This is a genomic window from Cognatiyoonia sediminum (assembly GCF_900129845.1).
Lineage (GTDB): Bacteria > Pseudomonadota > Alphaproteobacteria > Rhodobacterales > Rhodobacteraceae > Cognatiyoonia > Cognatiyoonia sediminum.
Genome location: NZ_FQXB01000001.1, coordinates 956,221 through 980,532 on the forward strand (window position 1 = coordinate 956,221; position 24,312 = coordinate 980,532).

General features: G+C 55.4%; 24 protein-coding genes. 9 read left to right on the forward strand and 15 right to left on the reverse strand.

Annotated features, from left to right (window positions below; genetic code table 11):
• Nucleotides 1-35 precede the first annotated feature (35 nt).
• The gene (locus tag BUA85_RS04780; RefSeq protein ID WP_072899713.1) at nt 36-401 is read left to right on the forward strand and encodes a hypothetical protein; all 366 of its coding nucleotides are present in this window, start codon (nt 36-38) and stop codon (nt 399-401) included.
• A gap of 19 nt (nt 402-420) precedes the next feature.
• Here the strand turns inward: BUA85_RS04780 and BUA85_RS04785 are convergent, their stop codons facing one another.
• The 5 genes from BUA85_RS04785 to BUA85_RS04805 form a co-directional block, all read right to left on the reverse strand.
• Entirely contained in the window at nt 421-984 is a 564-nt protein-coding gene (locus BUA85_RS04785) for a sarcosine oxidase subunit gamma (RefSeq protein ID WP_072899714.1), read from the reverse strand.
• Nucleotides 977-3,985 (reverse strand): sarcosine oxidase subunit alpha family protein, encoded by a 3,009-nt coding sequence (locus BUA85_RS04790; protein ID WP_072899715.1) that lies wholly within the window; start codon nt 3,983-3,985, stop codon nt 977-979. The genes BUA85_RS04785 and BUA85_RS04790 overlap by 8 nt, the downstream gene beginning before the upstream one ends.
• On the reverse strand, nt 3,985-4,305 hold the full coding sequence (locus tag BUA85_RS04795) for a sarcosine oxidase subunit delta (protein WP_072899716.1): 321 nt from the start codon (nt 4,303-4,305) through the stop codon (nt 3,985-3,987). Before BUA85_RS04795 ends, BUA85_RS04790 begins: the two co-directional genes overlap by 1 nt.
• A 138-nt stretch (nt 4,306-4,443) precedes the next feature.
• On the reverse strand, nt 4,444-4,620 hold the full coding sequence (locus BUA85_RS16750) for a hypothetical protein (RefSeq protein WP_165611584.1): 177 nt from the start codon (nt 4,618-4,620) through the stop codon (nt 4,444-4,446).
• A 466-nt stretch (nt 4,621-5,086) separates the two neighbouring features.
• On the reverse strand, nt 5,087-6,331 hold the full coding sequence (locus BUA85_RS04805) for a sarcosine oxidase subunit beta family protein (protein ID WP_072899718.1): 1,245 nt from the start codon (nt 6,329-6,331) through the stop codon (nt 5,087-5,089).
• A 193-nt stretch (nt 6,332-6,524) separates the two neighbouring features.
• Between BUA85_RS04805 and ccmI the strand changes: the two genes are divergently transcribed.
• From ccmI to BUA85_RS04820, 3 genes are read left to right on the forward strand one after another with little or no spacing between them, the layout of a single operon-like run.
• A complete protein-coding gene (ccmI, locus tag BUA85_RS04810) occupies nt 6,525-7,712 on the forward strand; it encodes a c-type cytochrome biogenesis protein CcmI (protein WP_072899719.1) in 1,188 nt (395 codons plus the stop codon).
• Nucleotides 7,709-8,179: a Holliday junction resolvase RuvX gene (ruvX, locus tag BUA85_RS04815; RefSeq protein ID WP_072899720.1), complete on the forward strand. Its 471-nt coding sequence runs from the start codon at nt 7,709-7,711 to the stop codon at nt 8,177-8,179. The genes ccmI and ruvX overlap by 4 nt, the downstream gene beginning before the upstream one ends.
• A 3-nt stretch (nt 8,180-8,182) precedes the next feature.
• Entirely contained in the window at nt 8,183-8,419 is a 237-nt protein-coding gene (locus tag BUA85_RS04820; protein ID WP_083526177.1) for a DUF1289 domain-containing protein, read from the forward strand.
• Here BUA85_RS04820 and BUA85_RS04825 read toward each other — a convergent pair.
• From BUA85_RS04825 to BUA85_RS04845, 5 genes are read right to left on the reverse strand one after another with little or no spacing between them, the layout of a single operon-like run.
• Nucleotides 8,416-8,961: a thioredoxin family protein gene (locus tag BUA85_RS04825; protein ID WP_072899721.1), complete on the reverse strand. Its 546-nt coding sequence runs from the start codon at nt 8,959-8,961 to the stop codon at nt 8,416-8,418. The two genes, BUA85_RS04820 and BUA85_RS04825, sit on opposite strands and share 4 nt — an antisense overlap.
• A gap of 3 nt (nt 8,962-8,964) precedes the next feature.
• Nucleotides 8,965-9,882, reverse strand: coding sequence for an aminotransferase class IV (locus tag BUA85_RS04830; RefSeq protein WP_072899722.1), 918 nt, complete (start codon nt 9,880-9,882; stop codon nt 8,965-8,967).
• Between the two features lie 10 nt (nt 9,883-9,892).
• Nucleotides 9,893-10,966: an ABC transporter ATP-binding protein gene (locus BUA85_RS04835; protein WP_072899723.1), complete on the reverse strand. Its 1,074-nt coding sequence runs from the start codon at nt 10,964-10,966 to the stop codon at nt 9,893-9,895.
• Between the two features lie 56 nt (nt 10,967-11,022).
• Nucleotides 11,023-12,138, reverse strand: a complete 1,116-nt coding sequence (locus BUA85_RS04840) for a DNA alkylation repair protein (RefSeq protein ID WP_341350618.1) — start codon at nt 12,136-12,138, stop codon at nt 11,023-11,025.
• Between the two features lie 2 nt (nt 12,139-12,140).
• The gene (locus BUA85_RS04845; protein WP_072899724.1) at nt 12,141-12,920 is read right to left on the reverse strand and encodes an SDR family oxidoreductase; all 780 of its coding nucleotides are present in this window, start codon (nt 12,918-12,920) and stop codon (nt 12,141-12,143) included.
• Between the two features lie 137 nt (nt 12,921-13,057).
• Here BUA85_RS04845 and BUA85_RS04850 point away from each other — a divergent pair, with 137 nt between their 5' ends.
• Nucleotides 13,058-14,047, forward strand: coding sequence for a Hint domain-containing protein (locus BUA85_RS04850; protein WP_072899725.1), 990 nt, complete (start codon nt 13,058-13,060; stop codon nt 14,045-14,047).
• Here BUA85_RS04850 and BUA85_RS04855 read toward each other — a convergent pair whose 3' ends face one another.
• Nucleotides 14,048-14,602, reverse strand: coding sequence for a hypothetical protein (locus BUA85_RS04855; RefSeq protein WP_131802765.1), 555 nt, complete (start codon nt 14,600-14,602; stop codon nt 14,048-14,050).
• Between the two features lie 107 nt (nt 14,603-14,709).
• On the opposite strand from BUA85_RS04855, the gene BUA85_RS04860 reads away from it, so the two are divergent.
• The 4 genes from BUA85_RS04860 (at nt 14,710) to BUA85_RS04875 (ending at nt 19,424) form a co-directional block, all read left to right on the forward strand.
• The gene (locus BUA85_RS04860; RefSeq protein WP_072899727.1) at nt 14,710-16,305 is read left to right on the forward strand and encodes a peptide chain release factor 3; all 1,596 of its coding nucleotides are present in this window, start codon (nt 14,710-14,712) and stop codon (nt 16,303-16,305) included.
• A 43-nt stretch (nt 16,306-16,348) separates the two neighbouring features.
• The gene (locus BUA85_RS04865) at nt 16,349-16,966 is read left to right on the forward strand and encodes a hypothetical protein (RefSeq protein ID WP_072899728.1); all 618 of its coding nucleotides are present in this window, start codon (nt 16,349-16,351) and stop codon (nt 16,964-16,966) included.
• A 202-nt stretch (nt 16,967-17,168) separates the two neighbouring features.
• Nucleotides 17,169-18,566: a DEAD/DEAH box helicase gene (locus BUA85_RS04870; RefSeq protein WP_072899729.1), complete on the forward strand. Its 1,398-nt coding sequence runs from the start codon at nt 17,169-17,171 to the stop codon at nt 18,564-18,566.
• A gap of 9 nt (nt 18,567-18,575) precedes the next feature.
• On the forward strand, nt 18,576-19,424 hold the full coding sequence (locus BUA85_RS04875; protein ID WP_242648990.1) for a VOC family protein: 849 nt from the start codon (nt 18,576-18,578) through the stop codon (nt 19,422-19,424).
• A 148-nt stretch (nt 19,425-19,572) separates the two neighbouring features.
• On the opposite strand, the gene BUA85_RS04880 is transcribed toward BUA85_RS04875, so the two are convergent.
• The 4 genes from BUA85_RS04880 to nuoN all read right to left on the reverse strand — a co-directional run bounded on the left by BUA85_RS04880 (nt 19,573) and on the right by nuoN (nt 24,303).
• Entirely contained in the window at nt 19,573-21,234 is a 1,662-nt protein-coding gene (locus BUA85_RS04880; protein ID WP_072899730.1) for a ribonuclease J, read from the reverse strand.
• Entirely contained in the window at nt 21,231-22,004 is a 774-nt protein-coding gene (locus tag BUA85_RS04885; RefSeq protein ID WP_072899731.1) for a type III pantothenate kinase, read from the reverse strand. The genes BUA85_RS04880 and BUA85_RS04885 overlap by 4 nt, the downstream gene beginning before the upstream one ends.
• 81 nt (nt 22,005-22,085) lie before the next feature.
• Nucleotides 22,086-22,838 carry a biotin--[acetyl-CoA-carboxylase] ligase gene (locus BUA85_RS04890; protein WP_072899732.1) on the reverse strand — a complete coding sequence of 251 codons (753 nt, stop codon included), beginning with the start codon at nt 22,836-22,838 and terminating at the stop codon, nt 22,086-22,088.
• Between the two features lie 19 nt (nt 22,839-22,857).
• Nucleotides 22,858-24,303: an NADH-quinone oxidoreductase subunit NuoN gene (gene nuoN, locus BUA85_RS04895; protein WP_072899733.1), complete on the reverse strand. Its 1,446-nt coding sequence runs from the start codon at nt 24,301-24,303 to the stop codon at nt 22,858-22,860.
• Nucleotides 24,304-24,312: the final 9 nt, after the last annotated feature.

Genomic DNA, 24,312 nt, shown 5'->3' on the forward strand with positions numbered 1-24,312 from the left:
TCGACATTTAGGATGGACCTAAGGAACATTTCAGAATGAAGTTGATATTAAATGTGTGGTATCTAGCCATTGCATTTTCTGCAAACGCCTGCTCCCCACTCGATACAAGCGAACCTGTTACAAATGTAGAAATGGCATCCGGCGCAGAGAGTCGAGCCATAGCCGACCTGCCCTTTCCAGCAAATCAGATTAAGGTTGGAATGTCACATTCTAATGTCCTGCAACTTCTCGAAGGCACATTCGAACGTTCCTTCAATCCTCGCATAATGGCGCTTGGGGCTTGGTGTGAAGGGTACACAATTGATCATCAGAGCTCACAAGAGTTTCTTCAGATCCATTTCACGGATGACAAAGTTACCCGCATAAATGTTGTGGCCTCAGATGTTTGCGTAATTTTCTAGGCTAGTCCGACACAAACGATCACAAGTACCCAACTTCCCCCGCGCCCGCAGACGCCTTCAACAAGCCAAACGTATACTCCGCGACCGACCGAAAACAGATCACACAGAAAGTCTCTTCATCGACCATCCAGAACGCAGCCGCTACCTGCCCCAAACGGGTCCGGCGCATCATACCCTCTTTGAACCGATCAGGATGCAAATCAGCTGGTGCCAACTTCGCGATTACTTCCCTTGAAAACGCACCCTGTACAGAGAAAACCGCGCGGGCGTCGGAGACGTTGACGGCCAAGAAATGCTCTCCCTTCAGCGCGGCCTCAATCGCGGCCACAGCCGGCGCAGCCTCCGCATGAGGCACCATCACCAAAACTTCGTCCGGTGACATCCATGCCAAGCCCTTGTCGCCCTCTGACGCCACGCCGCCTTGCTTTGGAAACGCAACGCCTGTCAGCTTTTTGCAGATGTTCTGCAGCTTGCGTGAGGACAAGTCACCGCGTAGCGTGATCATTCCGCGCAAGCCCAGCTCGCGCACGGTCACTTCACCCGGGGCTACCTGGCCGTCCAAGGCACTGACTACATTAGACATTTTGCTTCTCCCCGTCTTTGTCATAGACCACCGGATCGACGATCTTTGTTCGGATCGGTTCGCCGCCGATATTGGTGAAAGAGATCACCTCTCCCATCCGGTTTGGACCATTGTGCACAAGTCCCATGGCAATCCCTCGACCAAGGTTCGCTGAGTAATAGGTCGAGGTCACGCGACCTTGCGTATTCCGCTGCCCGTTCTCATTCGTGCCTTCGGCGATTGCATAGGCCCCATCCGGCAGCACAGAACCATCCAACGTCTCAAGCCCAACCAGCTTCCACCGGTTCGGGTCGGCCATATGGCTGCGTTCATGCGCGCGTTTGCCGAGATAATCGTCTTTCTTTTTCGACAATGCCCACTGAAGGTTAAGATCTTGCGGGATGACCGTACCATCGGTCTCATCCCCGATCATGATAAAGCCCTTCTCCGCCCTCAGGATGTGCAGGCATTCAGTGCCGTATGGCATCACACCGAACTCTTCACCCGCCTCAGTCAACGCATCCCAGAAGGCCCGGCCTTGGCTCGCAGGGACAGCAATTTCATAGCTAAGTTCGCCAGAGAAACTGATCCGGTAAGCTCGTGCATCAAACTCACCAATTTTGCCATCACGCCATTCCATGAACGGCAGCGCCTCTTTCGAGACATCCATACCGCCGAGTTTTTCCAGCACTTTGCGCGCATTCGGGCCAACCACAGCGATCTGCGCGAACTGTTCGGTGACATTGGCCACATAGACCTTCCAATCCCACCATTCGCATTGCAGCCAGTCTTCCATCCAGCCGTGGATACGCTCCGCCCCGCCGGTGGTCGTGTGACACAGCCACGTGTCCTCATCGATGCGCGCGACAACGCCGTCGTCCATCAGGAACCCATTCTCGGTACACATCAAGCCGTAACGGCATTTACCGACCTTCAGGTTTGACATCATGTTGGTGTACATCATGTCGAGGAATTTTCCCGCATCCGGCCCTTTTACAATCAGCTTACCGAGGGTCGAGGCGTCGAGCAGCCCAAGGTTTTCGCGGGTGTTCTTCACCTCACGGTTCACCGCGTCATGCACACTTTCGCCGGACCGCACATAGGCAAACGCACGACGCCACGCGCCAACCGGTTCATTGTCAGCACCGTTGTCATTCGACCAATCGGAGACCGGCGTCTTGCGGAGCGGTTGGAACAATTCATTCTGCGCCACACCGGCGATGGAAGACATCGAAATCGGTGTATACGGCGGACGGAAAGTCGTCGTGCCCACGTTCGGGATTTCAGAATCCAAGGATTTAGAAAGGATCGCGAGGCCATTGATATTGCTCAATTTACCTTGATCGGTTGCCATGCCCAGAGTGGTGTACCGTTTGGCATGTTCGACACTCTCGAAACCCTCTTGGGCGGCCAATTGCACGTCGCTGACCTTTACGTCGTTTTGGAAATCGAGCCATGCCTTTGAGCGCAACTTGTAGGACGCGCCTTGCGGCATCAGCCAAACCGGAGAGATCGGCTGTTCCGCCGCGTCGGCACCCATCGGAGCCTTGTCGGCTTTGCCTTTTGCGCCTGCCAGTTTGGCCGCGGTTTCACCTGCTGCAAAGGCGTCGGTCAAAGCGCCTTCGGTGCTGAGGAAGCCATTGGCAACCCCGGCCGTAGAAACAAAACCGATCCCGTTCTGGTTCATCGGTGGGCGTTTTGGATCGGGCCGGAACATCGCTTGCTCGTCATCCCATTTCAACTTACCGCCACAGTGGGACCACAGGTGCACGACAGGCGACCAACCGCCAGACATAGCGACGCAATCACATCCGATTTCTTCCAGGACGGAGCCTTCGCCCGCCTGCGCACAGATCGCCACTCCGGTGACGCGCTTGCCACCTTTGACCGTGGCAACGCCTTTGCCCGTCTCAACACGGATACCCAAAGCGCGTGCCGCTTCTGGCAGCTGGCCCGTGGCTTCGGTGCGGGCATCAATGATTGCTGGCACTTCGAGGCCTGCTTCTTTCAATGCAATTGCTGTCCGGTATGCATCGTCGTTGTTGGTGACCACAACGGTGCGATCCCCAACGGACACACCGTAGTTCAACGCGTAATCCCGCACAGCGGACGCTAGAAGAACACCCGGCAAGTCATTGGCTGCAAAAGACAAAGGACGCTCAATCGCCCCAGTTGCTGTCACAATCTGTTTGGCGCGAATTTTCCACAGGCGGTGACGCGGCCCGTCATGCGGACCATGATCTCCCAGCCGTTCATAGGCCATAGCAAACCCGTGGTCATATACGCCCGACCCCATCATGCGAGTGCGGGTCTGCACGTTTGCCATGCCGTTCAGCTCCGCCAATGTCTGAGCAACCCAAGCCTCTGCTGACATGCCGTCAATCTCTGGCTGATCCACCATCGCGCGACCGCCCCAATGGGCTGTCTGCTCGATCAAAAGCACCTGCGCGCCTGCACGGCCAGCAGCCAAAGCAGCCGTCAGACCTGCGATGCCACCACCTACGATCAGGACATCCACATAGGCGTGGAAGTGTTCGTAGGTATCTGCATCGCGATCCTTTGGCGCTTTGCCCAAACCTGCGGATTTGCGAATGAAGGGTTCATACACGTGCTTCCAGAACGGACGCGGGTAAATGAACATTTTGTAATAAAAACCGGCAGGTAGGAAACGGCTTAAATGTGTATTGATCGCGCCCACGTCGAATTCGAGCGTTGGGAAGTGGTTCTGCGATGTGGCTTCCAAACCGTCGAACAGCTCTTGCGTTGTCACGCGCTGGTTCGGCTCAAAATGCCCATCGCGCCCGAGGTTGACGAGGCCGTTTGGCTCCTCCGCACCAGAGGCAACAACGCCGCGTGGACGGTGGTATTTGAAGGAGCGCCCAACCAACAGCTGATCATTCGCCAAGAGCGCGGAAGCAAGCGTGTCGCCTTCGTATCCGCGTAACTTTTTTCCGTTAAAGGTGAAGGATACTGGGTTGTTTTTATTCAACAAACGACCGGAAGACTGCAAACGCGTGCTCATCACAAAACCTCCCAATTCGGACGTTTGGCTTTAATGGCTTCAACAACCTCCTTTGGTGGCTCGGTGGTTTGAGCCGGATAGGTTCCAAACACCTCCAACGTCGCCGTGCAGCGGGCGGCCAAAAACCACTTCCCGCAGCCATAGCTGTGCTGCCAACGTTCAAAATGCACGCCTTTCGGGTTTTCGCGCATGAACAAATAGTCGTGGAATTCATCATCCGTTGAACCAGGACCGAAGCGCTTCAAATGCGCTTCTCCACCGCCGTGAAGATCGGTTTCGTCGACGTCAACGCCGCAATATGGGCACCGCAGGATCAGCATGGGCAAGCCTCTGAAAAGTGGGTATGTTTTGCGTACACAGAGCGTACACAGCCTGTACACAGGGCGTTTGTGCGCGCCAAAAAGGCGGACACGCATGCGTATCCGCCGTAAGTTGGTCGTGATGTGGTGGGGTCGTTCTTAGTTGCCAGTTGTGGCTGTGGCCTCTGGCGTTGTGAGAAGGGCCGGATCGCTGACCGTCCCGCCGCCGCCTGCGAAAAGCATGAAGAGCAGGACTGCGACGACAAAAGCTGCGGCGATGTAAACGCCCGCGCTGCCGGACTTTTCAACTTCGTATTTGTCTGTGAAATCAACCATTGTGCGGTCTCCTTTGCTGACATCTGCATCAAAGCAGATCGAACAGCAGAGACCACATCGGCAAAAATCCCCGACGGATTTGGGCGTGGGTTGGCTGAAACGCTGATAAGCACTCGGCCAGATTGCGCTGAGGGAAGCGACCGAACCGAGGGGTGGTCGCGAAGCGCCCGCCCCGTGGGGGCGGTTCGGGCGCTACCCTGCGTTGCCGCCGTGCCTGTGGTTTTGATATCAGCAGTCATCGCACTTATATGCGTAGGATGGAAAGCCTTGGTTTTATCTTCATCCTCGCGATGGTCATTAACGCAGCTCTTTTGATAGGCATAATTTGGTGGGCAAGGCGGCAGCGCAGAAAACTGCTTAGTCAGACCTCGCACCGACCGCACGCTCCTGAGAGCGCCATCGACCGAAAGCAACGAGCTATCGGCACCAGCCATGGGTTGGGTAATTGGAGCGACGGCTCTTAACATCAGTGCGCCACCCCTGCGGCCACACTCTCATCGATGAACTTGCCCTCTTTGAAGCGGAACATGTTAAATTCTTCCGTTAGCGGTGAGTAGCCCTTGGCCATTAGCTCGGCCATCGCCCAGCCTGAGCCTGGGATTGCCTTGAACCCGCCGGTGCCCCAGCCGCAGTTCACAAAGATCCCGTCAACTGGCGTCTTGGATAGAATGGCAGAGCGGTCGCCCGTGACATCCACGATTCCACCCCACTGACGCAGCATCTTCAACCGCGCGATCATCGGGAAGGTTTCGACCAAGGCACGCACGGTTTCTTCGATATGGTGGAACGATCCGCGCTGGGTGTAATTGTTGTGCCCATCGGTACCGCCACCGATGACCATCTCGCCCTTGTCAGATTGGCTCATATAGCCATGAACGGTATTGGCCATGATCACCACGTCCATGCAAGGCTTGATCGGCTCTGACACAAGCGCTTGCAACGGCACAGATTCAATCGGCAGTTTAAAGCCCGCCATCCCCGCAAGAACGGAGGCATGGCCCGCAACAACCATTCCTAGCTTATCGCAAAGGATATCGCCTTTGGAGGTGTTCACGCCTTTGACCTTACCGCCTTCGGTCATCACGCCGGTGACTTCGCACTGTTGGATGATATCCATGCCCATGTCTGAACAGGCCCGCGCATAGCCCCACGCCACCGCGTCGTGACGGGCAGAGCCGCCGCGCGCTTGCCAGAGACCACCCAAAACCGGATAGCGTGGGCCGTCGAGGTTGATAATCGGGCACAGCTCTTTCACCCTCTCAGGACCGATCCACTCGGTTTGAACCCCTTGCAGAGAGTTCGCGTGCGCGGTGCGCTTATAGCCACGGATTTCATGCTGCGTCTGGGCCAACATGATTACGCCGCGCGGGCTGAACATAACGTTGTAGTTCAGATCCTGCGACATGGTTTCATAAAGACTGCGCGCCTTTTCATAAATCGCGGCAGAGGGGTCTTGCAGGTAATTCGACCGAATGATCGTGGTGTTCCGACCCGTATTGCCGCCACCAAGCCAGCCTTTGTCGATCACGGCGACATTGGTGATGCCGAAATTCTTGCCGAGGTAATACGCGGTCGCAAGACCATGACCACCCGCGCCCACGATGACCACATCGTATTTCTTCTTTGGCTCAGGCGACGCCCAAGCGCGTGTCCAACCTGTATGTTGGCGGATCGCTTCTTTGGCGATGGCAAAGGCGGAATAGCGCTTCATGTCGAATCCCCGGTCATGGCTTTGAAAACCTTAGCAAGTGTGTGCCCTTACTCCAAAGATCGAAGGATACTCGCAGCGGCACACTTGGGTAGTTTTGCGACAACAGATCGTGATCTGCTAGGTGCGTTTGGTCGCAGAGCCTTTTCCTTCTTGCTTAGCCCCACTACGTAGGGGGCGAACGAAGGGAGACTTGATGATTTTCTGGGTCACGGTTTTGTTGCTGACGCTGATTGTCGCGGTCTTTGTCGCGGCGCCGCTTTTGCGTGGGTCAGCAGAAGACACTTCCTCGCCCGACGTCGCTGTTTACAAGGCACAACTCAGAGAGATTGATCGCGACGTCGCGCGAGGCACGCTGGATGCCGACAGCGCTGAACGTACGCGTGTAGAGGTATCGCGTCGCCTCTTGGTTGCGGCGAAAGCTGAACAATCCGTTGCGACCGAAGGGCCGGGTCGCAGCTTGGCGATTGGTGCGGCGGTGCTTTTGGTCGCGGTATCGGTCGGCACGTATTGGATCGCGGGCGCACCGGGCGAAGCAGATCAACCGCTTGCTCAACGTTTGGCGCAGGCGGAGGAGTTACGAGAGAACCGACCGTCACAAGACGATATGGTCGCGGTTGCTCCGCCACCGCCGGAGGTCGATGCGCCGGAAGAGTATTTGGCGAGCGTCCAGCAACTGCGGGACATCATGCCAACGCGACCTGACGATTTGAAAGGTTGGGAACTTTTGGCGTTCCACGAGACTGAATTGCGGAACTATTCTGCCGCGGCGGAGGCACAGGCGCGTGTGATCGAACTAAGCGACGGAGGGTCCGAAGAAGAATTGGTGCGCTTGGCCGATCTATTGGTCGCGGCTGCCGATGGCTTTGTCTCGAAAGAGGCAGAAGAGGTAGCTCGCGAGTTGCTCAGCCGGGATGAAGAGAACGTTGCAGGTCGCTACTACATCGGCGCGATGCACAACCAAACCGGACGGCCTGATATTGCATTTCGACTTTGGCGGCCGTTGGTGGACGCAGGCACCGATACGTTCCATGTTGCTTTGGCCCGAAACTACATCGAAAACGCTGCCGCACGTGCGGGGATTGAATACAGCCTGCCAGAGTTCAGTGGGCCGGATTTGGCGACCATTCAAGCTGCCGAAAACCTCAGTGACGAGGATCGGGCGGCGATGATTGCCAATATGGTCAGTGGCCTTTCGGACCGACTTGCTACCGAAGGCGGGCCTGTCACGGATTGGGCGCGACTGGTGCGCGCATATGGTGTGCTTGGCGAAATTGAGACCGCACAGACGGTATTGCGCGAGGCGTTTGAAGTCTTCGGGAGCGACCCAAATGCCGTGGCCGTGCTGCGCGAGGCTGCTTCGGCCATCGGGGTTTCGAAATGACATTTGATGACGTCGAAGGGTTTCAAAGCACCCTGCCCGCATTTGGCCCCATCGCAGGGCTGGATTTAGGGACCGCGACGATTGGCGTGGCCGTGTCTGATGGTTCTCGCCAGATTGCGACGCCTGTGGAGACGATCAAACGTAAGAAGTTTGGCATCGATGCTGGGAAACTTTTGTCACTTCTCAAAGAACGTGGTGTGCATGGGATCGTTCTTGGCTTGCCAATGAATATGGATGGTTCCGAAGGACCGCGGTGTCAGGCAACACGGGCATTTGCACGAAATTTGGAGAAGTTGACCGACCTTCCTATCACGTTTTGGGACGAACGACTGTCCACGGTTGCAGCAGAACGCGCGCTATTGGAGGCGGATACGTCACGAAAACGTCGCGCAGAGGTCATTGATCACGTCGCGGCCAGCTATATTTTGCAAGGAGCGCTGGATCGCATGGCGCATTTGAAAGGCTGAGACGTGAAAGACAGTGACGCCATTTGGCAGCGGGATGAGATCGAAAGCCCTTGCGTGAAGATCTGTGTGATCCATCCGGAGGCGCGTCTGTGCACAGGGTGTTTGCGGTCAATTGAAGAAATCGGCGCTTGGTCTCGGATGAGCGGCGAAGAACGCAAAGCTGTGATGGACGACTTGCCTGCCCGCAAATCGAAGCTGGTCAAGCGTCGTGGTGGCCGCGCGGCGCGTCTAAATCGCTAACGCCATTTAATCGAGCAGCCCATGGACGGGGTCTGATCTCTTGGACCTTCGCCTGTTTCCGCCACCTGCCGCATCGCATTTAACAACTCCGGAACGCGATCCGTTGGGTCGCCCATTGCGGCACTGTCCAAGCGCCCACGATATTGCAGGCCACCGTCCTTGTTGAAGCCAAAGAAGTCAGGGGTGCAAACGGCACCATAGGCCTGGCCTACGAATTGGTCTTCATCGACGAGATAGGGGAAGGTGAAACCGTACTGTTCAGAGAATTTCTTCATCTTCTCAGGGCTGTCCGCCGTATAGCTCAGGTAATCGTTGGACATAACCGCCAGAACATTGACCCCTTCGGATTGAAGCGCTTTTGCATCCGCCGCCAGTCGATCCGCAATTGCTTTCACATAGGGGCAATGGTTGCAAATGAAGGCGATCAATAGGCCTTTGTCGCCCAAATGCTCTGACATGGTGAACGCCGTCCCATCGGGATCCTTCAGGGTAAACTCCGGCGCTTGCCAACCGAAATCGCAGATGGGCGTATCGAGTAGCATGATCTATCCTTTCTGCGCTGCGACGTGATCGGCAATCGCTTGTTTATATAGCGTTTGTATCCGCGCCATGACAGGACGATCCCCTGTCCCGATGGATTTGCCATCAATTTCTGCAACCGGTGTTTGAGCACCAAAGGTGCCGGTCAAAAATGCTTCATCGGCGCCGTAGGCTTCATAGAGGGAGTAATTCTTTTCGAAGACTGGAATGTCATTCGCGCGGCACAGGTCGATCACCTTTTGCCTTGTCACCCCGTTCATGCAGTAGTCGCCGTTTGAAGTCCAAACTTCGCCCCGCCGTACAATGAAGAAATTGCAGGCATTCGTCGTATTTACGAACCCATGTGGATCGAGCATCAATCCCTCGTCAGCGCCTGCCTGTTCCGCTTGCAAACAGGCAATCACACAGTTGAGCTTGGAATGACTGTTGTATTTCGCATCTTGCGCCATCGGCAGCCCACGTACCTGCGGGACAGTGGCGAGCCGGATGCCTTTCTTATGCAGGTTATCCGCTGGCTTCGAATGCTCCATGATGATTACTAGCGTCGGGCCGGATTGCGACAACGAGGGGTGCTGGAATGGCTTTACCTTTACTCCGCGTGTTAGCATTAAACGACAATGAACATCGTCGTGCATGTCGTTGGCTTGTCTCGTTTTTTCTAAGGCGGAGGCAATGCCCGCTTTGTCCGTGCCGACATCTAAAGACACGGCCTTACAGGAATTGAAGAAACGATCCATATGCTCATCGAAAAAGGCCCAAACGCCGTCGTAAAGGCGCATCCCTTCCCACATGCCATCCCCAAGCATGAAGCCAGAATCATAGACAGAGACTTTGGCCTCATCACGATGAACAACATCACCGTTCACATAGATCAAAATGTCCGCATTGCGCGGATCTTCGAGGGCGTCATGCGTGGTGGTCATGGTGTCTCCGTCAGTTACGCGGGAACACAAAACAACGATCTCGCCGGATCATCAACCACAAGGGCGTGTCAGGCTTAGGCAAAAACACAGACGGGATATGGGCGGTCAAGATCGACCCATCGGAATCCATCTTGAATTCCACAATACTTTGCGATCCGACATAGCGTGCGCGTTTGACAATGCCGCGCGCTGCTGTTCCATCAGATGGCGTGGGGTTCGGTCCACGACCATGCCGGTCAAAATCGATCTTCAAATGATGCGGCCGAATACAGATGTCGACGACTTGGCCGTTTTCGACCCCGGGTGCCAAAAACTCGCCAAAGGCTGTGCGGGTCAAAGCGCCCTGAACTTCGCCCGATATGATATTAATATCACTGAAAAATTTGGCCGCCTCTAAATCAATAGGTGAGTTGTAGATGTTATAAGGCGCACCCCGTTGCACAATCCGCCCTTTGCGCATCAATGCGATCTCATCCGCCATCCGCATGGCTTCCGTCGGCTCATGCGTGACCAGAAGAACGGCAGTCCCTTCGGCTTTGAGGACATCCAGTGTCTCATCCCGAATTTCGTCTCGCAAGCGATCATCGAGACCGGAGAACGGTTCATCCATCAACATAACGCGTGGACGTGGCGCAAGAGCGCGCGCGAGAGCTACGCGTTGCTGTTCTCCTCCCGAAAGTTCGTGAGGAAAGCGATCGATGTGGCGCTGCATCCCGACTTTTGCCAAAAGCTCTGGGACGCGCTTGTGTGCTTCTGATTTGGGAATACCAAAACCTACATTTGCTGCCACGCTGAGGTGCGGAAAGAGCGCAAAATCCTGAAACATCAAACCGATAGAGCGGTTTTCTGGCGGGACGTGGTGTTTGGTGTCACAGATCAAGTTGCCATCAAGATGGATCGAGCCGCTGTCCTGCATCTCAACACCAGCGGTAATCCGGAGCGTTGTGGACTTGCCGCATCCAGACGGCCCAAGTAGGCATGTGACCTGCCCCGGCATAATATCCAGACTCACATCATCGACGACTTTCTGACCGCCGAAGGACTTTGAGATATTGGTCAACGCAAGACGCGGCGTGTCAGTCAAAACAGATTTTCCGACTTATTCTGTAAGGTTCAAAATGCCCTAGCGCGTATCGATGTCTAGGACAAGACAAACTGGCTGGACGCGACGATCCGACCGTTGATCTGAAGACTGATGCGATGAACGCCCGGATAGAGGGTGAATGTCGTGGCACCTTTCTTGAAAAGATGAGCCTTCTTTAGAATGATTTCAACATCTGGTTTCGCCTGCAACACTTTCATTTTGAACACTTTTGGCGCGGATGAGCCGTTACTTTTGACAAAATCGATGACGTAGTCGGCGATGATCGGACCGCCCTTCGGCGCCGTAAAGCTTGCCGTGATTTCGGCCTTTTCACCTATTGCCAAGGTATCAGGCGTGATCGTCACCTCAGCTGCATCTATTGCGATCTTGGCGTCATGCCCCAAATGCGCCATCGCACCGGAATGACCCTCTTTGATCAAGCTGCGCAAAGCGTGGCGGCGCATCCAATCAAGTTCTTTTCGATCTTGTTGTCCTTTCGAGATCCAATTGTCGAGCAAATCGATCACGACATCAGGTTCTCTTTTTGCAATATCATTCAGATGGTTGGCGACCGATCTTGTGACAAACCGCGTACTGTCTACGTGAAGCGCATCGAGCACGGGCAAGCGATCCGAGGTCGTTTGCGGGATGCTCTTGCCCCAAGGGAGTTTTGGTCTGAGGCCTTCGCTGGCGAGCCGTCTGACATGGTAGTTTTCATGATGCGCCCAAGCGTTCATCCGCTTTACAGTCTCGTTCGGCCACCGGTTCAGAAAGGCACGGATGGAAAACTCCATCGAAAACCGCTGTGTCAGGTCTTCCAGCAGATCCAGGCTTAAATCAAGATGGTCCTCAATCCCCTGTTTCTCAACAACAACTCCGAGCGGCGCGTAGATGAAAGAGCCAAAGTCATCGTCCGTTCTGGTCGGATCAAGCGGTGGCGGAAGAGACGCTTTTATTGCCATGACTGTATCGGGAAAGTCGTTTGGTAGAACACCGATCAGTTCATCCGCAATCAGATTAATCCGTTCTTTCAGCTCCAAAGGCGGCATAGCGGCCACAACTCGGGCGACAAAACGATCCGCATCGAACACGCCTGCTGCGCCAAATGGCACCGCCAAGGTGCGTACGGTAACTTCGTTAAACAGCTGATCTTTCAGGCTAAAACCGGACATAATCAGAGCGTCGCGTTGTAAGCTCCGCCATCTAGCAAGATGTTCTGACCGATGATGAACCCTGCGTGTTGAGAACATAGGAAAGCGCAAGTCGCGCCAAATTCAGCAGCGGTGCCATACCGACGCACGGGGATCGTAGCATATCGGTTCTGGCGGGCCTGTTCGATATCGATGCCCTGCGCCTCTGCCACTCCGGTGTCCAGGCTGATTGCGCGATCCGTGGCGTGAATGCCTGGTAGCAGGTTGTTGATTGTTACACCGTTTGGCGCAACTTGGCGGGCGGTACCGGCTACATAACCTGTCAGACCAGCACGAGCAGAATTAGAGAGGCCCAGCTGCGGGATGGGCGATTTCACAGATACCGACGTAATGTTCACCACGCGGCCCCAACCTTGATCAATCATTCCGGGCAACAGCGTTTTCATGAGAGCGATAGGCGCCAACATATTAGCATCCAGCGCCGCGATGAAATCGTCGCGTGACCAATCTGTCCACATGCCCGGAGGTGGGCCACCGGCATTGTTGACTAAGATGTCGACAGAACCTGCGGCCTCAAGCAAAGCGGCTTGCCCCGCTTCGGTGCTAACGTCGGCCGCTACTTCAGTAACCTCAACCCCAAAGGCCGCGCGAATATCTTCCGCAACCGCGGCCAGACTGTCTGCAGACCGACCGTTCATCACCAGATCGACCCCCGCCTCTGCCAATGCCGCGGCACAGCCACGACCAAGGCCCTTTGAGGAGGCACATACCAATGCTTTCTTTCCGCGAATTCCGAGGTCCATACCGATGCTCCCATGTGTGGTAGTGTTTCAGCGATACCTAGCACTGGCATCGGTGAACGACCAGTCCATCCTACCCGTTGACGGGGCCAAATCGCCTTCATAGGGTCAAGGAACTTTCAGACCAACCCGAGGCTCCTTTGGCCACCAATTCATCGGTTCAGACTATTTCGGTTTATGTATCGGACGATTTTCCGGTCAGCGAAGGTGTCGCCCAAAGCGAAGGCATGTCATTTGCCGATGATCTTGTGTTGGATGATATTTACCGGCTGTGGAATCGGAGAGAGCGACGCGCGCTTTCGTTGTGGGTTGACGATACCGGCTCTTTTCGGGTCGCAGGTGACAGCCCGACGGGACGCGCAGGAAATCAGGTGGTTCTGGATAGCTGCGTGACCGTCATGGGCACCGACAGCAGTACCCAAGAAATTCTGTTGTTGGTAGAATTGGAGGATGGGTGCGTCGAGGAAGTGTATCTTCTGCCGCTTGCGCACCTAATCCCGCAAGCTGACTACCGGTTGGTACGTGTGGATCGCCATGCAGCCACACAGCGGTTTGCTGAAGTTGCCTGCGTGTCCTTTTCAAAAGGCACCCATATCACCATGGGCAATGGTGCTCAGGTCCCGATTGAAGACCTAAAGGTCGGCGACCGCGTGTTGACCCGTGACGAAGGCCCGCAACCCATTCGGTGGATTGGGCAAACAACGATCCGCGCGACCGGCGACTTTGCCCCGATCCTGATCACCAAGGGTGCCTTGCACAACGCCAATGATCTGCTGGTCAGTCCGGACCACCGGCTTTTTGTCTATCAACGGCAAGACAAGCTTGGCACGGGTCGCAGCGACGTTTTGGTCAAGGTCGGCAACTTGGTGGACGGGGAGAGGGTTATTCAGCAACCTGGCGGCTACGTGGATTACTTTCAGCTGCTGTTTGACAGCCACCAGATCATCTATGCCGAAGGGATCGCTGCAGAATCTTTGTTGATCGACGCCAGAAACCGTGCGGCGGTACCAGACAGTTTTTCAGGGAACGAGCCCCAACCGACGAAAGATCACCTGAGATATGAAGTAAGCGCTTCGCTCCTGCCATCGACCGATGCTGTTCGGCTGTTACGCAAAGCTGCATCCAGCTGACTACTGTTTGGCCACGGAAAAAGATCCGTCGAAAATATCGATCCCTTGAGTGGTTGTCACATCGCCAAACACAACACCACTCGCGGACGATAGGTCCGTTGTATCGAACTCCGCCACCATGTCGCCGGTGATCAGGCTATTGATCAACGACCCGCCCCGCAGCGCACCGCTGATCTCTGCCTCAAAACCAGGGGGAGTGTTGCCCTGCTCCGCCTCAAGATTGCCGGCTGTGACAAAGATGGTGCCCGTCAGGCTACCGCTGCTGGGGATAGAAAATCCCCGGGCCTGCCCTGTGACCTGATCGCTTGAGGCCGAGAAATCGACAGAGAGTGATAGATTACCGGTCGCCGTTTCGCGGATTGCGCCGTTTGGCAAATTCAGGTTCATGAACCCTGAGTACCGCGCAGTACCGGACTGCGGCACATCAAATCGGCCTGTGACCACTTCGGGGGGTTGCGCCTCAATCGGATCAACATCGCCAGAAGTCGAAGATCCGCCACAAGCGGACATGGAAACCACGGCAATGACAAGGGCAAGATCGGAGCGACCAAACATAGAGCCATCTTGGTTTTGCTTGGTTAATTCTTTCCTAACTTCACTTTGAAGCCGCAGCCCCAAACGCAGCGATTGCGATTGACCCGAAACCCGCCTAAACGAGCGCCATGACAAATCGACCTGACCTTCCAGCCGAAATCGCCCGCCGCCGGACCTTTGCGATCATTTCGCACCCAGATGCGGGCAAGACGACCTTGACGGAAAAGTTCCTCCTTTATGGTGGTGCAATCCAGATGGCGGGACAGGTGCGTGCGAAAGGCGAAGCGCGGCGGACGCGATCTGACTTTATGCAGATGGAAAAGGACAGGGGCATTTCGGTCAGCGCCTCTGCCATGTCGTTTGATTTTGAGAATTATCGCTTCAATCTGGTCGACACGCCCGGTCACTCTGACTTTTCCGAAGACACCTATCGGACGCTGACAGCGGTGGACGCGGCCGTGATGGTGATTGACGGCGCGAAAGGTGTCGAAAGCCAGACGCAGAAACTCTTTGAAGTCTGCCGCCTGCGCGACCTACCGATCCTGACCTTCTGTAACAAGATGGACCGCGAAAGCCGCGATACGTTTGAGATCATTGACGAAATTCAGGAAAACCTTGCGATTGACGTGACACCAGCCTCTTGGCCAATTGGTGTGGGGCGCGATTTCATCGGGACTTACGACATCCTTCGAGACCGCTTGGAGTTGATGGATCGCGCGGACCGTAACAAGGTGGCAGAAAGCGTTGAGATCAACGGGCTGGATGATCCCAAACTGGCGGAACATGTTCCGGCTGATTTGCTGGGCAAGTTCCTTGAAGAGATCGAGATGGCGAAAGAGCTTTTGCCGCCGCTCGATCCTGAGGCGTTATTGAATGGGTCGATGACGCCGATTTGGTTTGGGTCGGCAATCAACTCGTTCGGGGTGAAAGAACTGATGGACGGGATCGGCACCTATGGACCGGAACCGCAGATCCAATCGGCAGAACCGCGCAAGATCGCGCCGGAAGAGAAATCTGTGGCTGGGTTTGTGTTCAAAGTTCAGGCGAACATGGACCCGAAACACCGCGACCGCGTGGCGTTCCTGCGGTTGGCATCCGGCCATTTCAAACGTGGCATGAAGCTGACGCACGTTCGAACGAAGAAACCAATGGCGGTTTCTAACCCCGTGCTCTTCCTCGCCTCTGACCGAGAGTTGGCTGAGGAGGCTTGGGCTGGCGATATCATCGGTATTCCGAACCACGGTCAGCTGCGGATCGGAGATACGTTGACCGAGGGCGAAACGGTGCGTGTAACAGGCATCCCCTCGTTTGCCCCAGAACTTTTGCAGACCTGCCGTGCGGGTGATCCGTTGAAAGCGAAGCACCTTGAAAAAGCACTGATGCAGTTTGCCGAAGAAGGGGCTGCGAAAGTCTTCAAGCCAACTTTCGGGTCGGGTTTCATCGTTGGCGTTGTGGGCGCCTTGCAGTTCGAAGTCCTCGCCAGCCGAATTGAGATGGAATATGGCCTGCCCGTTCGGTTTGAAGCGTCGCAATTTACTTCTGCTCGTTGGGTTCATGGGGGCAAAGACGCCGTCGACAAATTCGCCGCCGCAAATAAACAGCATATCGCGGAGGATAACGACGGCGACGTTGTCTATCTGACGCGCTTGCAGTGGGATATTGATCGTGTGGAGCGGGATTATCCCGATGTCACGCTGTCCTCGACCAAGGAAATGATGGTCTGATCCGGCATTTGATGTAGCCTGATGCGGCAGAGAGGAGTTTCCCATGCCGCTTCAAAACCGCGCTTTACCAACCGGCGAAATCGTTGCAATCGATGCGCGCGGAACTTTGACCGGCAATCGTGGAATTATTCACGGTCCGGATAAGCAGCTCTCGACCAAACGCTGGAGCCATCACGCTTGGATTTGTTGTGTTTTGGACTGGCAAGGGCGCAAGCGCGACGTGATGTCGGGCCGAAAGTGGACGGAATTGTTCTTTTTAGATGAAGCCACGGCCCTTGCCGCAGGACACAGGCCCTGCGGGTATTGCAGGCGGGAGGCGTATCAGGCGTTCAAACAAGCTTGGCACGATGCCTTTGGGGGCGACGTGGGCGCAAAACAAATGGATCAGGTGCTCCACGCGGAACGGGTCGAACCCCGATCGCGGTCTCAGAAGACACATTTGGCGGAGGCGAAGGCTTTGCCGAGTGGCGCGATGTATCGGTATGGTGGGAAAATCTATTTGGTTGCAGACAGGCTGGTTCGACCTTTTTCTGTTAAAGGATACGGCCCGAGCGAAACAGTACCTGAAGGCAAGGTCGAGGTTCTGACTCCGCCTTCCTTGGTGAAGGTGTTGTCGGCAGGCTATAAGCCACTGCTACATGCAAGTCCGTTCAGCACGTAGGCATTGAGCGATCATAAAATCAGCAAAGCGTGACGGAAACCACACCTAAATCCCTGCGGAATAAGGGCATTCTTGACCCGAACTCGCGTTTCGTTTAGGCAACCGCCAGCGGTGGAATACGTCTATCGCCCGACGCAGGGACGCGTTGGTAGCTGCGTCCCAAAAACTACGGCAACCGTTCGCTGTAAGTATTTGGATAGTAATGATAAAATTCACGGATCTTCCGCTTCATACTAAAGTTCTAAAAGCCATTGAAGAGGCCGGTTATACCGAGCCGACGCCGATCCAAGCCGGGGCCATTCCGCCCGCTTGTGAGGGCAAAGACGTTCTGGGCATTGCGCAGACGGGGACAGGCAAGACAGCCAGTTTCACGCTGCCTATGATAACGCTCCTAAACCGTGGCCGCGCACGGGCGCGGATGCCGCGGTCTTTGGTGTTGGCTCCAACCCGAGAGCTGGCCGCGCAGGTGGCAGAAAACTTCGACACCTATGCGAAATACACCAAACTGACCAAAGCGCTTTTGATCGGTGGGGTCAGCTTCAAAGACCAAGATGCGCTCATCGACCGTGGCGTCGACGTTCTGATCGCGACGCCGGGCCGTCTTTTGGATCACTTTGAACGGGGCAAATTGATCTTATCTGACGTCAAAGTCATGGTTGTCGATGAAGCCGACCGCATGCTTGATATGGGGTTCATCCCTGACATCGAGGAAATCTTCAAAAAGACACCATTCACCCGCCAGACTCTGTTTTTTTCCGCCACTATGGCGCCAGAGATTGAGCGGATCACCAATACTTTCCTCTCTGCACCTGTGAAAGTCGAAGTTGCGCGCGCGGCCACGACCTCGGAAAACATCAAGCAGGGCGTGGTAATGTTCAAAGCCTCTCGCAAAGATCGCGAAGGCACGGAAAAGCGGAAATTACTTCGGGCGCTGATCGATGCCGAAGGGGACGACTGCACAAACGCGATCATCTTCTGCAATCGCAAGACGGACGTTGATATCTGCGCGAAATCCTTGAAAAAATACGGCTATAACGCCTCCCCCATCCATGGCGATCTCGATCAGACCCAACGGATGAAAACACTGGATGGGTTCCGCGATGGCTCCATTAGGTTCTTGGTCGCTTCAGATGTGGCCGCCCGTGGATTGGACATCCCAAACGTGAGCCACGTGTTCAACTTTGATGTGCCCAGCCACGCAGAAGACTATGTGCACCGCATTGGCCGCACGGGTCGCGCGGGGCGCAAGGGCACGGCAATGATGATTTGCGTGCCACGAGACGAAAAGAACTTTGCCGATGTTGAACGTCTGGTGAAGTTGGAAATCCCTCGCGTGGAAAGCCCAATGAAGCCGGAGCCTCCGAAAGAGAAGGCTCAGGACGACAAGCCAAAGCAGAGCAAGGGCCGCATTAGAAAGAAGGACGAAGCGCCAAAGGTTGAAGCCGCGCCTGAAAGTTCTGAGAAACCTGCTGAAAGGCCGAAGCGTGAGCGCGGGGGTCGCGGGCGTAGTCGGAATGAACCGGCCAATACCGTTGTGGGCGTAGGGGACGATGTGCCGGGATTCTTGGCGATGAGCTTTGCGGAGCGTGGAAAGGGTTAAGGCGTCAAAATGGCTTACGGGCATTTCGTCTGGACGGACCTTTCAACCTACGACATGGCGGCCGCAAGATCGGACTATTCGAAGATCTTCGGTTGGTCCTTTTCCGGCGACGCTGCTTATGACTTTGCTTTGGTCGGCGATGACACCGCAGCGGCTATTTTTCCGATGCCTGACTTCCTAGCCAAGATCGATATGCCATCCTTTTGGATGTCTTATGTCCATGTTGCGGACCTTGACGCTTCCGTAGAAAAAGCGCGCGGCCATTCAGACGTCATTATCGAAGTTGAACCGCAGTCATTCGGCGACGATGCTCGCGTCGCGCTAGTTCGTGATCCCTCCGGGGCCGGATTCACGCTTTATGAAGGTCCCGAGATCACTGCGGTTTCCGGAGCCGGTTCCGTTGTCGATCGCTATCACCATGTCTCTGACTTTAAGCTAGTTTCCGCGTTCTATGAAGACATGTTTGGTTGGACGACACTTGAGACAACAGGGTCAGATTGGCCCGTTTACGAACTTGTCCACCCAGACGGCAAAGTTATAGCGCACATAGAAGAAGTCCCTTCGAGCATACGCGGCAAATTTAGCTATTGGATGCCATGCTTTAGCGTTGCGTCCTCTGATCACTCTCTGGCGCAAATTACGTCAACCGAGGGAACCATCTTCTCCGCCATTGGCCAAGGCCGTGTGATGGTTGCCGACCAACAAGGGGCTCATTTTCTTATTCGGGAAGACGCTTCCGAGGACGAACAACCTCGCGTGTCGACTGGAACTACACCTTGGAAAGCCCTCTTTGGCGTCTTGTGCGTTTGGCTGGCTGTCGCATTCGAGTTTCAAGTCTTTGGGGCGTCCTTTTCTTAGTTTGGACGTGGCCAGCCCTAAAGTCCGGTCAGGTCGACTTCATTGAAACGGTCAGCAAGCGAACACATCCAAAACTCTACTGGGTCATAGTAGGCACTTGGATATTCCTAAGCTTTTGGGTTCTCTGGGAAGCAGTTGCAGCTTGGGTTTAGCCCAACCGACTGACAATCACTGCCACCTCAGGCTTCTTCCCAATCTCCGCTTGGGTCGTCCGCCGCGCTATCGAGCGAAGTTCTTTCTCCAATTTCACATCGTCCCGCAAAGTTTTACCCTCAGCGCGCATCAGGAACTGACCAAGGTCTTCTTCCAGAACTTCGACCAAAGCGGCGTTAGACGTGCCTGTCTCGGCCAGCCCTACAACCTCAACCCAAGGTTCGCCCAAAGGTTCGTCATTCTCATCCACGATCAATGTCACGATGACATGGCCATTGAGCGCCATTTTGATGCGCTCGCGGACAATGCCGTCAAGTGCTCCAATTTGAACCGTTCCGTCGAGGTATGTCCGCCCCGTTTCGATGTATTCGGCGACCGTCGGAGCGTTGCCAGACAGATCAATCATCATCCCATTCACAGCGACGATACCGGTCAACCCTTTGGAATTTCCAATCTTCACATGTTCCCGCAGATGGCGATGTTCACCATGCATCGGAACAAGGATTTGCGGCTGGATGATCTCGTGCATCCGCTCCAAATCAGGGCGATTGGCGTGGCCAGAGACGTGATAGCGGGTATCATCTTCGACCACATCCACGCCCATCTCTGAGAACTGGTTCATGATCCGGATCACGCCGCGTTCGTTGCCAGGGATGGTTTTGGAGGAGAAGAGGAACGTATCGCCTTCTTTCATCGTCAGTCCAAGATATTTGCCGTTGGCCAATTGGGCCGATGCCGCGCGACGTTCGCCTTGTGAACCTGTCACCAAGAGTAGCAGATGTTCGCGCGGGATGTTCTGGGCATCTTCGGGGGAGACCATAGACGGGAAATCTTTGAGCAGGCCCGTTTCCGTCGCCGCTTCCACCATCCTGCGCATCGCACGGCCAAGCAGGCACACTGACCGCCCCGCTTTGTCAGCCGCCACTGCGAGTGTCTTTAGGCGGGCGATGTTGGAGGCAAAGGTTGTCGCGACGACCATCCCCGGTGCATCGCGCATCAGCTCTTCAACCTCCCCCGCGATGGAGGCCTCTGACCTGCCTTCGGCTTTAAAGAAAATGTTGGTGCTGTCGCAGACCAGCGCTTTGACGCCATCCTTCGCGATTTCAGCCCAAAGGCTTTCGTCAAAGGCTTCACCGACCACGGGCGTTTTGTCGATCTTGAAATCACCAGAATGGATCACCCTGCCCTCTGGCGTATCGATGATCAGACCGGAACTTTCAGGGATCGAATGACTGATCGGGACAAAGGACACTTTGAAGGGGCCGACGTCTCGTGTTTCGGGATAAGGGCCCACCACGGTCAGAACGCCGTCAGGGTGGCCGTGTTCTTCCAACTTTCTCGCGGCGATGTTCGCGGTGAACTTACGCGCATAAACCGGCGCACCGAGACGTTCCCAATAGTGACCAACCGCGCCCACGTGATCTTCATGCGCGTGGGTTATGAAGATGCCATCGATCATCGCTTTGCGTTCTTCCAGCCATGAAATGTCCGGCAGGATCAGATCAACGCCTGGGGTGCCATCCATATCAGGAAAGGTCACACCCAGATCCACGACAATCAAACGCTCGGCGTCTTTCGGCCCGTAGCCGTAGACGTAAGCATTCATGCCAATTTCGCCAGCGCCGCCAAGCGGCAAGTAAATCAGGCGAGATGTCATGAAAGGTCCTTATTGAATTTATGGATCACGGTCAGGCCGTGGATCGTGAGGTCTTCGTCGAATGCGTCAAATAGCGTTGCGGACTGCTGAAACAAGGGGGCGAGGCCGCCGGTAGAGATGACTTTCATCGGAACGCCACGTTCGGCTTTGATCCGATCGCAAATCTCGCGGACAAGGCCGATATAGCCCCAGAAGACGCCGGATTGCATACATTCGACGGTGTTGGTTCCAACAACCTTTTGCGGTTTGCTTATGTCCACATGCGGAAGCGCGGCGGCGGCGGCATGGAGTGCCTCTAAGCTGAGATTGACACCCGGGGCGATGACACCTCCGACATAAGCACCATCGGATGCCACGACATCGAAGGTGGTGGCTGTACCAAAATCCACAACGATCAGATCACCGCCGTGACGATCAAAGGCACCGGCCGCGTTGACGAGCCTGTCTGGCCCGACTTGCGTGCCTTCATCGACGCGCGGCGGGGCTGGCAATGCGCATTCAGGCTTCCCGACGACAAGCGGACGGGTGTTGAAGTAACGGTCAGACAGAACCCGTAAATTGAACACAACGCGCGGCACGGTCGAACTGACGATCACTTCGTCGATCTCAACATCAATGTTCTGAATTTTCATCAGTGTGGAGAGCCAGACATAGTATTGATCCGCCGTGCGCTGCCACTCGGTCGCCGTGCGCCATTGCGCGATGAACTCTTCCCCATTCCAGATGGAGAACACGGTATTGGTGTTGCCGCAGTCGATTGCGAGGAGCATAGCGATCTCTCGAGTTTATTCAGGTGGCGAAGGGATAGCGGGTTTTGGCGAAAGCGCAAGTTTCGCTAGGCTAACCGAACGTCAGAAATACACATCCGCCGCTGGAATTGAGCGTGGCCCTTTGGCAGTGATCAAAACGAGGTTCCCATCCTTATCGATGGTATCGAACAACCCTTCGATTGTTTCAGTTGTGGTGCGCGCTGTGATCGTATCGCCGAGGCGTGCAGCATGTTTCAGCCAATCCTCGCGAATGCGCGTAAAGCCCATGGCGTCGAGCTTTTTCTCTTGCGTCGCAAAAGCATTCGCCAAAGTCACCAGAAACTCTCCAGGCGGCACGGGCTCTCCCCCTTCTCCGGCCACGCTGACAGGGGCAAATACAGCCTCCTCAACCACAGGTGCATAAGACAAGTTCACGCCAATCCCAACGGACAACCAATCGACAAATGGCCCGCGCCCGCTGCTTTCCAGCAATATACCAGCTGCCTTACCACCGTTGATCAACACGTCATTCGGCCATTTGAGAGAAATTCTCCGCCGGTCGATGTAGAGAGACAAAGCCTCCAGTAGCGCGTTCGCCGCCACGAAAGAGCGTTGCGCCGCTGCTTGAGCGGTACAGAGAGGCTTCATCAGCAAGGTCGCAGATAGATTGCCCTTTGGGTTTTCCCAAGGGCGCCCGCGTCTGCCCCGCGCGTCGGTCTGTTCGCGCGCCATGATCCATGTAGGGTAGTGCAAATCACTCGCACGCCGCGCCGCCTCTGCCATTGTGCTATCGACGGTATCTAGAACAATACAACGGTGGCCCTCAGGCCAGTTGGGGTGTTTGTCGGGGGTCAAAGCGTCGTCCCCCCTTCAATCACTTGACCAATGCAGCCGCTGCGGTCGCCGCAAAGGGATCAACACCAAAGAGGTTGATCCCCGGCACCCAAGCCACCGCGACGATGGCCCCACATGCAACCGCCGTCAGCCAAAGCACTGGTGCAGGGCTGCCATCCAGCGCTTCTGTATCCTCGCCAAAGTACATGAAGTACACAATGCGGATGTAGTAGAAGGCACCGATGACGGATGCGATCACACCTGCAACGGCCAGCCAACCAAGACCAGCGTCATAGGCGGCTTGCAACACGTAGAACTTACCGAAGAACCCCAAAAGCGGCGGGACACCTGCGAGGCTGAACATCAAGCACAGCATCACCAAGGCCATCAAAGGCTGCGTTTTGGAGTATTGCTTAAGGGCGTAGATATCTGTGACAGGCCGCCCATCTTTTTCCATCGTTAAGATCAAAGCGAAGGTGCCGACGTTCATCGTCACGTAGATCGCCATATAGACCAGCATCGCCTGTACGCCGAGCGCTGTGCCAGCCGCTAAGCCCATCAAGGCAAAGCCCATATGCGCGATAGAGGAATAGGCCATCAAGCGTTTGATGTCGCGCTGTCCAATCGCCGCGATCGCGCCAAGGAACATGGACACGACGGAGAGGAACGCAACGATCTGCTGCCAATCGCCAACAATCCCACCAAACGCGTCATGAACAACGCGCGCGAAGAGCGCCATCGCCGCCATTTTCGGCGCGGTAGCGAAGAAAGCTGTCACCGGAGTGGGCGAGCCTTCGTAAACATCGGGTGTCCACATGTGGAAGGGAGCGGCGGAGATTTTGAACGCGAAACCCGCCAGAAGGAACACGATGCCGAAGAGAAGGCCGAGCGAAACGCCCTGCTCTACCGTGGCGATGATGCCAGAGAAGAGCGTTGTACCGGTGTAGCCATAGACCAAAGACGCACCATAGAGCAGCAAACCGGACGATAGCGCGCCAAGGACGAAATACTTCAAACCGGCTTCGGTTGATTTCACGCTGTCACGACGCAGGGATGCGACGACGTAGAGCGACAAGGATTGCAGCTCGAGGCCCATATAGAGAACCATCAGATCGCCAGCAGAGACCATAACCATCATGCCAACTACCGCGAGTGCGACAAGAAGCGGGTATTCGAACTTCAACAGCCCGCGCTGCTGCATATAGCCTTCTGACATCAACAGAACGACGGCGGCGGACACGAGGATCACGATCTTTGCAAATCGGGCGAAGGCGTCATCGACAAACATACCACCAAAGGCTGTTGTCGACCCATCGCCGTTGATCCCGATCCAGACAGCGAGCAGTATGAAGACGCCCGCCGTGCCCCAAGTCAGCAGACCTGCGGCGCCGTCCTTGACGGTATAAACAGCGCCCATCAAACCGACTATCGCATAGATCGACAGAACCAGCTCTGGCATGATGGTTTGAATATCAGCGGATAGCATCAGGGCCGC